Source organism: Pseudoalteromonas sp. G5_S1_14_S5 (assembly GCF_054968605.1).
This window is the reverse complement of record NZ_JBQKUM010000104.1, coordinates 1-12081: the sequence shown is the minus strand read 5'-3', so window position 1 is coordinate 12081 and position 12081 is coordinate 1. Positions and strand designations below refer to the sequence as shown.

Below are 12081 nucleotides of genomic sequence, written 5' to 3'. Positions count from 1 at the left end.
GCTCAGTTAGCAGGTTTTTTAGTATTCAGTGCTTTAAGACAACGAAGCTTTAAGCTTGCGAACTTACATCATTACTGACGAGTTCTTGGCTTAGCAGGTTTAGCCGGGCGACCGTTGTTTGTCTTTGGCTTACTTTTGTTCGCTTGAGGCTTGCCTTTCGCTGATGGAGCACTACGACCTGAATCAGGTGTTGTAGTACCACGAGTAGCTGGCTTCTTACGTTTAGCTTGGTTGCTACGGCCTTTTGGCGCATTTGCGCGCTCTTCGTGACGCTTAACAGCGCGACGAATTTTCTGGCTACGAGAACGCTCACGCTTGCGAGAAGTGTTTGAAGGATCAAGATCCAACAGTGTCTCTTTCTCTGGCTTAAGTTCTACAAGCTCACGCAGGTAGTTTACTTCTTGAAGATCTAGCTCTTTCCAACCGCCACGAGGCAGTTTTTTATCAAGGTAGATATCACCGTAACGCACACGTTTCAGGCGGCTTACTGTTGTTTCTTGTGATTCCCAAAGACGACGAACCTCACGGTTACGACCTTCGTTAATCGCTACGTAGAAAGTATGGTTCATACCTTCACCACCAGCGTAAACCACATCTTCGAAACGAGCCATGCCGTCTTCTAGTTCAACACCGCGCACAAGGTTCTTAACCTTCTGCTCAGTAACTTCACCAAATACACGTACTAGGTATTCACGCTCAACCTGACGGCTTGGGTGCATGAGACGATTTGCAAGTTCACCATCGGTAGTGAAAAGCAAAAGACCAGATGTGTTCGCATCCAGACGACCAACCGAAATCCAACGAGAACCACGGATCTTAGGTAGACGATCGAAAACTGTGCGGCGACCTTCAGGATCATGACGAGTACATAGCTCACCTTCAGGCTTGTAGTAAGCAAGTACACGACAAACCACTTCTTCAGACGCTTTGCCTGAAACAGTATGGCCATCGATACGGATGACTGAGTTCTCGTCTTCAAGACGCTCGCCCAGTTTCGCAACTTGCCCGTTAACACTTACACGGCCAGATTTGATTAAACCTTCTAGTTCACGACGAGAACCGTGACCAGCTCGCGCTAAAACCTTCTGTAATTTTTCGCTCATTTACTCTTTTCTACCTAATTGTCGTCTTCACAGACGTCGAATGAATTTTTCGCGACCAAATCGCGGTCACGTATTATCGCAAATTACCTACCAAAAAGCACTTGTTATTTACTTATGGTAGTCGCTCTACATCATTACAGACTTTAAGCAGTAATACGATTATTCAAACGGCGCTGGATCACCGGCACCACGGCGTAGGATGACAGCATCATCGTCGCTGAAGTCAATCACTGTGGTCGGTTGTTCACCTAAGTAGCCACCATTCAAAATAACATCAACAGCATGTTCTAGGCTGTCGCGAATTTCTTCTGGATCCGACTCTGTTGTCTCATTACCCGGTAAAATAAGAGACGTAGACATCAATGGCTCACCCATCGCTTCTAACAGGTCTAGAGCGATCTTGTTGTCTGGTACACGAATACCAATGGTTTTACGTTTCGCGTTCATCAAACGCTTTGGCACTTCTTTGGTTGCTTTAAAAATAAACGTGTAAGCACCTGGCGTATGAGCCTTCAGCAGACGAAAAGCAACGTTATCTACTCTGGCATACAGTGACAGTTCAGACAAGTCACGGCATAACAGAGTGAAGTTATGCTTGTCGTCGATACGACGAATCTTACAAATACGTTCTAGTGCTTGTTTGTTCTCAAGCTGACAACCCAGCGCATAGCCTGAGTCGGTTGGATAAACCACTACACCGCCGTTACGAACAATCGCAACCGCTTGGTTGATTAAGCGTGCTTGTGGGTTATCTGGGTGTAAATAAAAAAACTGGCTCATTATTGATCCTCGTTATCGAATCTCTCGACTCTATCATCAGAAGGAGCTGCTTCACCTAGATACTATCATCGTTATTCGACGGTGAAACTGTTTGAAACTCCCAATCTTTCCATACTTCTTCGACCCCAGAAGGTAGCCAGAGATTACGTCCAAGTTCCATCCAAGGAGATGGATAATGGAAGTCACTGCCTTGGGAGGCTAATAGTTTGTATTGTATAGCATAATCGGCAAGAGTGCGTCTTTCTTGTTGTGCTTGTTGCGGTTGCGCAACTTCCATCGCGTCACCTTTTGCTTCAACAAACGCAGTCAATAGACGCTTAACCCACTTAGCGGTAAAGCCATATCGGCCTGGGTGCGCTAATACCGCTTGTCCACCAGCGGCGTGAATGGCCGTGACAGCATCACTCATTGAGCACCATGTCGGAGGCACATAACCTGGGTTATTACGTGTTAGGAACTTCTTGAATACTTGCTGCATGGTTTTCGCGTAGCCGTTATCAACCAACCATTTAGCAAAGTGAGCGCGGGTGATAGGTGCATCGCCAGCAATCAGCTTCACCTCTTCTAGCACCCCTTCACGCGTTGCTTTTTCAAGGCGCTGAGCAATCAGTTCTGCACGGCCAATACGGTGCTGCTTCTGTTGTTCAATGAGAGCTTTCAGCTCTGGTGACTCAGGGTCTACGTTTAAACCAACAATATGGATATCTTTATTTTGCCATACTGTGGAGATTTCGATGCCATTAATCAGCTGAATTGGAAGATTGTTATCCGCTATATAGTTGCGCGCTTCAGCAAGCCCATCCGTCGTATCATGATCTGTAATCGCTAGCGCTTCAATGTTAAAGCTCAGCGCTCGGTCAATAAGCTCAGGTGGAGTAAGTCGGCCATCTGAGGCTGTTGTATGACTATGTAGATCAATTCTCATATATTCTTTTTCATTGTTTTCAATTTTTATCATTATATTTGCGTCAACATACTTGACCCGCAAGTGGAAAACTAGTTAACTAGTACACAAATACGAAGTGTCACATTTGATAGGTTCACCATGTTACAAGAATTTAACCAAGACCATAAAGATAAAGTTTTAGAACTTTCTTCAGTAGAAGCAAGTTCAGAGCTTAAATGGTGGCTCACTTGGACAAGTTCTTGGTGGGCTAACGTATACTTCTAATTAAACATTCTGTTTATAAAAAAAGTTATCACTAAGCCCGCTTCTATAGCGGGCTTTTTAATTTGTCGAACATCTCACATTCAACTGACTAACAAATCATCGAATTGACCATATTCTGGATTGGGTGAAAAGTATCTTTATGCGACTATGTACGGCAGGAAATTTAAAGAATCATAAAGGAGGTCTTGTGAACAAGGCCATTGAAATCAAAAAGCAGGGAACTATTAAGATCATCAATGCTTCAGTTCCTTACTCGCAAGATCCAACCAGTGTTTTCCATACCTTGTGTGAAAACAAAACGGACAGTTTGCTGTTGGAATCTGCTGAGATTGAATCTAAACAGAACCTGACAAGCCTACTCCTTATCGACTCTGCTGTTCGCATTGTATGCCGCGAACATGAAGTAACCTTTCAAGCCCTGACTGAAAACGGTCAAGCGCTTATCGAACACCTAACTCAAAACGTGAAAGCAGAAATCAAATCTGACCTTACTGATAACGTTTTGACGCTCACTTTTGTTGAGCCAAGTAACGAACTGGACGAAGACTCTCGTTTAAGAGAAGCCTCTTCCTTCGATGCACTGCGTTTGGTTCAACATAGCTTTGAACAAAACTCTAATAACAAACATGCATTGTTTATGGCTGGCCTATTCGCTTACGACATCGTAGCGAACTTTGAACCGCTAGGTGATGCTGAAGCAAACAATAACTGTCCTGACTTTGTTTTCTACGTCGCTGAAACTCTACTTCGCTTCGACCACCAAGAAAACCAAGGCCTGCTTCACGCAAGCTTATTCGCTCAAGACGACGACATCAAAGCACAATTAACAGAGCGTTTAACTGAGATTCAAGCGCAATGTCAGTCACTGAAAGCAATCACGGAAGTTATGCCATTAGACAACGTGGAAGCGGTACCAAGCGTTTCTGATGAAGATTTCTGCCAAACCGTTCGTGACTTAAAAGAGTACGTAGTAAAAGGCGATGTGTTCCAAGTCGTACCTTCACGCCGCTTCACACTTCCTTGCCCAGCTCCACTGGCAGCCTACAAAGAACTTAAACAAAGTAATCCAAGCCCTTACATGTTCTACATGCAAGATGAACTATTTACGCTGTTTGGTGCTTCCCCAGAAAGCGCGCTGAAATACGAAACCGAAACCAACCAAATTGAGATCTACCCAATTGCTGGTACTCGTCGTCGTGGTAAGCGTCCTGACGGCCAAATCGATTTCGACCTAGACAGCCGTATCGAGCTTGAACTGCGTACCGACAAAAAAGAAAACGCTGAGCACATGATGCTTGTGGACCTAGCGCGGAACGATGTGGCACGCATTGCCGAAGCAGGCACTCGCCACGTAGCAGATTTACTGAAAGTCGACCGCTACAGTCATGTAATGCACTTGGTTTCTCGTGTCGTTGGTCAACTACGTGAAGATTTAGACGCACTACATGCTTACCAAGCTTGTATGAACATGGGCACGCTAACAGGCGCACCAAAAATCCGCGCAATGCAGCTTATCCGCGATGTAGAAAAAACACGTCGTGGTAGCTACGGTGGCGCGGTGGGTTACCTAACAGGTGAAGGCACCTTAGATACTTGTATCGTCATTCGCTCTGCTTACGTTGAAGATGGGGTCGCACAAGTACAAGCTGGCGCTGGCGTGGTGTTGGATTCAGAACCACAAGCAGAAGCGGATGAAACTCGCGGCAAAGCTCAAGCGGTTATCTCAGCAATTCAAGCGGCACACACTAAAAACATCTCTAACAAGAAGGAGTCGTAATCATGGCTGATATTGTATTCATCGATAACTTCGACTCGTTCACTTACAACCTGGTAGACCAATTTCGTTCATTGGGTCACAACGTAAAGATTTACCGTAACAACATCTCTGCAAAGGTAGTAGCAGCGGCAATCAATGAACTAGACAACCCTGTTGCCCTACTTTCCCCAGGTCCTGGCGCTCCAGCAAACGCGGGCTGCATGCCTGAGCTGATTCAGCGACTAAAAGGCAAAGTACCAATGATTGGTATCTGCTTAGGTCACCAAGCTATCGTTGAAGCTTATGGCGGCACCGTTGCAGGCGCAGGCGAAATCATTCATGGTAAGGTGTCGATGATGGAGCACCAAAATCATGCGACTTACCAAGGCTTACCTTCTCCACTGGCTATTGCTCGCTACCACTCTCTGGTTGCTACGCATGTATCTGATAGCCTAACAGTAACGGCTGAAGTCGATGGTCTGGTCATGTCTGTGGTTCAAGAACAAGACAAAGTATGTGGATTCCAATTCCATCCAGAATCAATTATGACAACCTACGGTGCAACGCTTCTAGCGAACGCTATCGAATGGGCTCTTGAGAAACCTCTCTGCCTTGAGAAGAAGGCCACTCTTGATAAAAAGACTAACTAGGAAACGATCATGGAACAGATTAATAAACTTTACGAACAGCAGTCTCTCACTCAAGAAGAAAGCCAACAGTTATTCGACGTTATCATTAAGGGTGAACTAGACCCAATCCTGATGGCTTCTGCACTGACTGCTCTGAAAATCAAAGGCGAGACGCCAGAAGAAATCGCTGGTGCGGCGAAAGCACTGCTTGCCAATGCAAACCCCTTCCCACGCCCTGATTACGATTTTGCAGACATCGTAGGTACAGGTGGCGACGGTCACAACACCATTAATATCTCTACGACCTCTGCGTTTGTTGCCGCGGCATGTGGTTTAAAAGTCGCGAAACACGGTAACCGCAGTGTGTCAAGCAAATCAGGCTCTTCTGACCTGCTGGATTCGTTTGGCATCAACCTAGCGATGACGGCAGAAGACACTCGTACAGCTGTCGATGAATTAGGAGTAGCATTCCTATTTGCTCCGCAATACCACGGTGGTGTACGCCACGCGATGCCTGTTCGTCAAACCATGAAAACGCGCACCATCTTCAACATCCTTGGCCCACTGATCAACCCTGCTCGCCCTAAAATCGAGCTAATGGGTGTTTACAGCAAAGAGCTAGTACGCCCTATCGCGGAAACCATGCTGCAAATGGGTATGAAACGCGCAGCGGTTGTGCACGGTAGCGGCCTTGATGAAGTGGCTATTCACGGCGAAACCATGGTTGCAGAAATCAAAGATGGTGTGATTCACGAATACACAGTGACACCAGCTGACTTTGGTTTGAACACTCACCCTCTTGAAGCTATCAAGGGTGGCGAGCCAGAAGAAAACAAAGCCATCACAACCAATATCCTGACGGGTAAAGGTACTGAAGCACAAGTTGGTGCAGTGGCTGTGAACGTTGCTCTGCTAATGCGTCTATTTGGTCACGAAGACCTAAAAGCCAACGCACAACAAGCCATTGATGCGATGAACTCTGGCAAAGCGTACGAGCTTGTACAAAAGCTTGCCGCGCACGCCTAACGAACGACGAGTTGAGACCAAGAACATGACACAGACTACCGAGAAACTGTCGACCCACATTTCAGTTAAAGAAGCTGAAATGGCGGAAGTATTAGCTAAAATCGTTCGTGACAAATACCAGTGGGTTGAAGCGCGTAAGCAAACTCAGCCTCTTGACGAATTCAAAGCTGCATTAACCAACTCAGACCGCAGTTTTTACGAAGCTCTGAGTGGCGAACAAACGGTTTTCATTACTGAGTGTAAAAAGGCATCACCATCGAAAGGTTTGATCCGTGACGACTTTGACTTGAACTACATTGCATCGGTTTATAACAACCACGCTAACGCAATTTCAGTTCTGACCGACGAGAAATACTTCCAAGGTGACTTTGAGTTTTTGCCAAAGGTTCGAAGTATCGCTAAGCAGCCAATCCTGTGTAAAGACTTCATGGTGGATACCTACCAAGTTTATCTCGCTCGTCACTACTCAGCAGATGCGATCTTGTTGATGCTGTCGGTGCTGAATGACGAAGAGTACCAAGCACTTGCTGAGGTTGCTCATTCACTGAACATGGGGGTGCTTACTGAAGTCAGTAACGAAGAAGAGCTGCACCGCGCAGTGGTTTTAAACGCTAAGGTTATCGGCATTAACAACCGTAACCTGCGTGACCTGTCGACGGATTTGAATCGTACAAAAGAGCTGGCCCCACCACTTCGTGAGCTTGCACCTAATGCAATCGTAATTTCGGAGTCTGGCATCTACACACACCAGCAAGTGCGTGACCTTTCAACATTTGCCGATGGCTTCCTAATTGGTAGTTCTCTTATGGCAGAAAAGAACCTCGAACTGGCCGTTCGCAAAGTAACGCTTGGCGAAAACAAGGTATGTGGCTTAACTCACTCTGACGATGCCGCCAAAGCGTACCAAGCAGGCGCGGTATTCGGTGGTCTGATTTTCGTTGAAGCGTCTAAACGTCATGTGGATATTGAAGCGGCTCGTTTGACGATGAGCGGTGCACCTTTGAACTACGTCGGCGTGTTCCAAAATCACAGCGTTGCGGACGTAGCTCATACAGTTTCAGAGCTCGGTTTGTTCGCTGTACAACTGCACGGCGATGAGTCTCAAGCGTACGTTGATGAGCTAAAACAATCTCTGCCTGAAAGCGTTGAAATTTGGAAAGCTTATGGTGTTTCTTGCGATGCTGAGAGCGCGTTACCGGAATTACTGGAAAGCAAGGTGACTCGTCATCTGCTAGATACTAAAGTGGGCTCTCAAACAGGCGGTACTGGCCAAGCATTCGATTGGAGCCTGATCAACAACCAAAGTGCGATCATGTTGGCAGGTGGTCTAAACCCAGAAAATGCTAACCAAGCGGCTAAGTTGGGCTGCTTAGGCTTAGATCTAAACTCTGGTGTTGAATCGGCTCCAGGTAAAAAAGACGCAGACAAATTGCAACGCGCTTTTGCGGCGATTCGTAATTACTAGTCTGGCTTCTAAAGCAAAAACTAGAGCTAGAAAGCGGAAACTAAAACATATTTGTGAGCTTTGCCTCTGCGAAGCTCAAACAAGACTAAATGACTTGGGGTGAGACACTCCAATTGAATTGAAGGAATAACACAATGGCTAAACTCGATGCCTACTTCGGTGAATACGGTGGTCAATATGTACCGCAGATCCTAGTGCCAGCACTAGACCAACTTGAACAAGCATTTATCGATGCACAAGCCGATCCTGAATTCCGCAGTGAATTCATGACGCTACTTCAAGAGTACGCAGGTCGTCCAACAGCGCTAACGCTGAGTCGCAACCTAACTAAAGGTACAAAGACCAAACTTTACCTAAAACGTGAAGACCTACTTCACGGGGGGGCACACAAAACTAACCAGGTACTTGGTCAGGCTCTACTTGCTAAGCGTATGGGCAAAAATGAGATCATCGCTGAAACCGGTGCGGGCCAGCACGGTGTGGCAACGGCTCTTGCTTGTGCTCTATTAGGCCTTAAGTGTCGTGTTTACATGGGTGCTAAAGATGTTGAGCGTCAAAGCCCGAACGTGTTCCGTATGAAGCTAATGGGCGCAGAAGTTATCCCGGTTCATTCTGGTTCAGCAACACTGAAAGATGCGTGTAACGAAGCACTGCGTGACTGGTCTGCAACTTATGAAGATGCGCACTACCTGCTAGGTACTGCTGCGGGTCCTCACCCATTCCCAACCATCGTTCGTGACTTCCAACGTATGATTGGTGAAGAAACCAAGAACCAGATTCTTGCACGTGAAGGTCGCCTTCCAGATGCAGTTATTGCTTGTGTGGGTGGCGGCTCTAACGCTATCGGCATGTTCGCTGATTTCATCGAAGAAGAAAGCGTTCGCCTAATCGGTGTAGAGCCAGCTGGTAAAGGTATTGATACCGACCAACACGGTGCGCCACTAAAACACGGCAAGACGGGCATCTTCTTTGGTATGAAAGCGCCACTAATGCAAGATGAGAACGGTCAAGTAGAAGAGTCTTACTCTGTGTCTGCAGGTCTAGATTTCCCTTCAGTTGGCCCACAGCACGCTCACCTAAATGCCATTGGCCGTGCGGAATACGACAACGTAACCGATGATGAAGCACTAGAAGCGTTCCAAGCAATTGCTCGCAACGAAGGTATTATCCCTGCTCTAGAATCATCTCACGCCGTTGCACACGCGTTGAAAATGGCTCAAGCGGAACCTGAAAAAGAGCAACTTCTGGTGGTTAACCTATCTGGCCGTGGTGATAAAGACATCTTCACTGTACATGACATTCTTGAAGCGAAAGGAGCACTATAATGGATCGCTATCAATCACTCTTCACTCGCTTAGCTGAAAAGAATCAAGGCGCATTTGTACCATTCGTAACAGTTGGCGATCCTAACGCTGAACAGTCTCTTAAGATCATGGAAACTTTGGTTGAAGCAGGTGCTGACGCCCTTGAACTTGGTATCCCATTCTCAGATCCACTGGCTGATGGTCCAACAATCCAAGGTGCGAACATTCGTGCGTTAGATTCTAAAGTAACGCCGGATGTCTGTTTTGATCTTATTGGTCAAATCCGCGCGAAATACCCAGAGCTACCAATCGGCCTACTGATGTACGCGAACTTGGTTTACGCTCGTGGTATCAAGAACTTCTACGAGCGTTGTGCTAATGCTGGTATCGATTCAGTATTGATTGCAGACGTACCAACCAACGAAAGTGGTGAGTTTGTTGCGGCAGCGAAGAAGTTTGGTGTTCACCCAATCTTTATTGCTCCGCCAACAGCGAGTGATGAGACGCTTGAGTCTGTTTCAGAACTAGGTGGTGGCTACACTTATCTACTTTCTCGTGCTGGCGTAACAGGTGCAGAAACCAAAGCAAACATGCCAGTAACCGCACTGCTTGACCGTTTGAACAAATTCGACGCGCCACCAGCACTACTAGGTTTCGGTATCTCAGCTCCAGAGCAAGTAAAAGAAGCTATTCAAGCAGGCGCTGCCGGCGCTATATCTGGCTCAGCGGTTGTGAAAATCATTGAAAGCAACGTTGAACAACCAGAAGAAATGCTTAAAACACTGGCAGAGTTCGTTGCACCGATGAAAGCGGCAACACAGAAGTAATAGTTCGCATCGGCTAAACACGACGTTAAATTCAAAAGGCGCCACAAATGTGGCGCCTTTTTTATTACTGCTAAAAACCCTCGCTAATCATCGGATTTCATCGCTTTCTGATCGCCGCTTCATTGAGCGTCGCTTTTATTGGATCGGTGATTTTATCCACTAAATCGACAGGCATGGGAAATACGATGGTGGTAAGTTCATTCGCCACTTCGGTCAATGTCTGCATATAACGTAATTGAATGGCGTTTGGTGCTTCTCTCTCTTGACAACTGAGATGCTAGATAGACGTTTTATTTAAAGCGCAAAGGTAACATCTTGGTAATAAATCGATACCTTAAGCATAGTTCAGGCTAAATTTCATAACACACTTCCATTTAAAATCACTAAGAGCCTGGCGAGCAAAAAACGCACAAATGAAAACAATATGTTAACAACGAAACCTCAATACTTAAGGATAAAAAACATTCACAAAACACGACACATACTCACATTTATAAACTTGGCAAATATCATCACAATAAAAAACAAAAGCAATCCTTTGCCTTGATGTAAAAAAACACCGAACAACGGTAGGCCTACAATTTTTGGCGTAGTTTCATCTCAGCTCATATTGATAAATGTAAAGGATACGTGTAAAACTCTTAGCGAAATATTTATCCAATAGTACATCGTACATTGGTGAGTAGTTCTGGGAATTTTATATTTAGTAGCACAGAGGTTATGGAAGTGTTAAAAGAAAAAAGTTTACTAAGCAACATTGGCGTTCAAGTCGTTATTACAATGTTCATCGGTACCCTAGTTGGTGCGATGATGGGCGACAGCGCAACAATGTTCGCTCCACTGGGTGCTATCTTCATCAACTTGATCAAGATGCTGGTTATCCCTCTAGTTGCGGTTGCCCTAATCTCAGGTGCAGCAGGCCTAGGTAATAGCTCATCTGCTGGTAAGGTTGGTATTACAACCCTAGGTTACTTCGCACTAACGTCTGCTCTTGCTGTAGCGCTAGCGCTTGTAATGGGTGAAGTATTCGAACCAGGTCGTGGCATCGATGTTTCTGGCGTAGAAGGCATGTTCTCTTCTGAGTACGCTGCGAAAGGCGAACTGCCAACGTTCTGGGCAACCATCACCGGCATGATCCCTACCAACGTTTTCCAATCATTGAACGAAGCAAACATTCTTCAAATCCTAGTTTTCTGCTTGTTCTTTGGTATTGCGCTGTCTAAGCAAGCGAAAGAAAAACGTGATCCTATCATCAATGGCGTAAATGCGATTGTTGACGCGATGGTTTGGATGATTAACAAGGTAATGATCATCGCTCCACTTGGTGTATTTGGTCTAATGGCTGAAGCAGTAGGTACATTCGGTTTTGGCGCACTAATGGTTGTGTTCAAACTGTTTGTTGTTTACATCGCCGCTATCCTGATTTTCGGCTTTGTGGCTTACCCGCTAATGATTCAAATCTTCACTAAGACTTCAGCTAAGAAGTTCCTAGTTGCAATGAAGAAGCCTCAAGCGGTTGCTCTTTCAACAGCATCTTCAATGGCTACACTGCCTGTAACCATGGACACTGTAGAAAACGAGCTAGGTGTACGTAACTCTACGGCTTCGTTCGTTCTACCGCTCGGTGCAACGATCAATATGTCGGGTAACGCGATTTACTACGGCCTAGTGGCTATCTTCTTCGCACAGCTATTCAACATCGACCTGTCTATGGGTGCTTACGTTGCTATCATCGTAACATCAACACTAGGCGCAGTTGGTCAAGCAGGTGTTCCTGGTCCTTCTTTCCTAGTTGTTGCCGTTCTTCTGGCGGCTGGTATCCCTATCGAAGGTCTACCTCTGTTGTTCGCTCTAGACCGTATCTTCGACATGATTCGTACAGCACTGAACATCACTGGTGATGCAGCATGTGCAGTTATCGTTGACTCTCTAATTGAAGGCGACGCGAAAGAAGCTGAGCTACAAAAGCAACAAGCATAAATTTCGATTACATCGGAAAACAAAAAGCCACTCTATGAGT

12 protein-coding genes and 1 other annotated feature are annotated in these 12081 nt (G+C 45.9%); of the genes, 8 read left to right on the top strand and 4 right to left on the bottom strand.

Translation table 11 applies throughout. The features are described from left to right. Positions 1-71: 71 nt before the first annotated feature. From rluB to rnm, 3 genes are all read right to left on the bottom strand, one after another. Positions 72-1103, bottom strand: coding sequence for a 23S rRNA pseudouridine(2605) synthase RluB (rluB, locus tag ACTRWI_RS20695; RefSeq protein ID WP_499133627.1), 1032 nt, complete (start codon positions 1101-1103; stop codon positions 72-74). Positions 1104-1262: 159 nt separating this feature from the next. Then, complete coding sequence (locus ACTRWI_RS20690) at positions 1263-1883, bottom strand: L-threonylcarbamoyladenylate synthase (RefSeq protein WP_499133626.1); 621 nt, start codon at positions 1881-1883, stop codon at positions 1263-1265. A gap of 55 nt (positions 1884-1938) precedes the next feature. After that, positions 1939-2808, bottom strand: coding sequence for an RNase RNM (gene rnm, locus ACTRWI_RS20685; RefSeq protein WP_499133625.1), 870 nt, complete (start codon positions 2806-2808; stop codon positions 1939-1941). Positions 2809-2928: 120 nt separating this feature from the next. On the opposite strand from rnm, the gene trpL2 reads away from it, so the two are divergent. The 7 genes from trpL2 (at position 2929) to trpA (ending at position 10061) form a co-directional block, all read left to right on the top strand. Further along, positions 2929-3054, top strand: coding sequence for a tryptophan operon leader peptide (trpL2, locus tag ACTRWI_RS20680; RefSeq protein WP_499133624.1), 126 nt, complete (start codon positions 2929-2931; stop codon positions 3052-3054). After that, positions 3001-3116, top strand: a sequence feature (Trp leader region). It overlaps the preceding gene by 54 nt. Positions 3117-3241: 125 nt before the next feature. Further along, on the top strand, positions 3242-4831 hold the full coding sequence (locus tag ACTRWI_RS20675; RefSeq protein ID WP_499133623.1) for an anthranilate synthase component 1: 1590 nt from the start codon (positions 3242-3244) through the stop codon (positions 4829-4831). Between the two features lie 2 nt (positions 4832-4833). Then, positions 4834-5460 carry an aminodeoxychorismate/anthranilate synthase component II gene (locus ACTRWI_RS20670; protein ID WP_499133622.1) on the top strand — a complete coding sequence of 209 codons (627 nt, stop codon included), beginning with the start codon at positions 4834-4836 and terminating at the stop codon, positions 5458-5460. Positions 5461-5469: 9 nt separating this feature from the next. After that, a complete protein-coding gene (trpD, locus tag ACTRWI_RS20665; protein ID WP_499133621.1) occupies positions 5470-6465 on the top strand; it encodes an anthranilate phosphoribosyltransferase in 996 nt (331 codons plus the stop codon). A gap of 79 nt (positions 6466-6544) precedes the next feature. After that, positions 6545-7930, top strand: a complete 1386-nt coding sequence (gene trpCF / locus ACTRWI_RS20660; RefSeq protein WP_499133628.1) for a bifunctional indole-3-glycerol-phosphate synthase TrpC/phosphoribosylanthranilate isomerase TrpF — start codon at positions 6545-6547, stop codon at positions 7928-7930. A 134-nt stretch (positions 7931-8064) separates the two neighbouring features. Beyond that, a complete protein-coding gene (gene trpB, locus ACTRWI_RS20655) occupies positions 8065-9255 on the top strand; it encodes a tryptophan synthase subunit beta (protein ID WP_499133620.1) in 1191 nt (396 codons plus the stop codon). Next, positions 9255-10061, top strand: coding sequence for a tryptophan synthase subunit alpha (gene trpA, locus ACTRWI_RS20650; protein ID WP_499133619.1), 807 nt, complete (start codon positions 9255-9257; stop codon positions 10059-10061). Before trpB ends, trpA begins: the two co-directional genes overlap by 1 nt. A gap of 97 nt (positions 10062-10158) precedes the next feature. Here the strand turns inward: trpA and ACTRWI_RS20645 are convergent, their stop codons facing one another. Next, positions 10159-10287, bottom strand: coding sequence for a hypothetical protein (locus ACTRWI_RS20645; RefSeq protein WP_499133618.1), 129 nt, complete (start codon positions 10285-10287; stop codon positions 10159-10161). Between the two features lie 500 nt (positions 10288-10787). Here ACTRWI_RS20645 and ACTRWI_RS20640 point away from each other — a divergent pair, with 500 nt between their 5' ends. After that, positions 10788-12041 (top strand): dicarboxylate/amino acid:cation symporter, encoded by a 1254-nt coding sequence (locus ACTRWI_RS20640; protein WP_499133617.1) that lies wholly within the window; start codon positions 10788-10790, stop codon positions 12039-12041. The last annotated feature ends 40 nt before the right edge of the window (positions 12042-12081 follow it).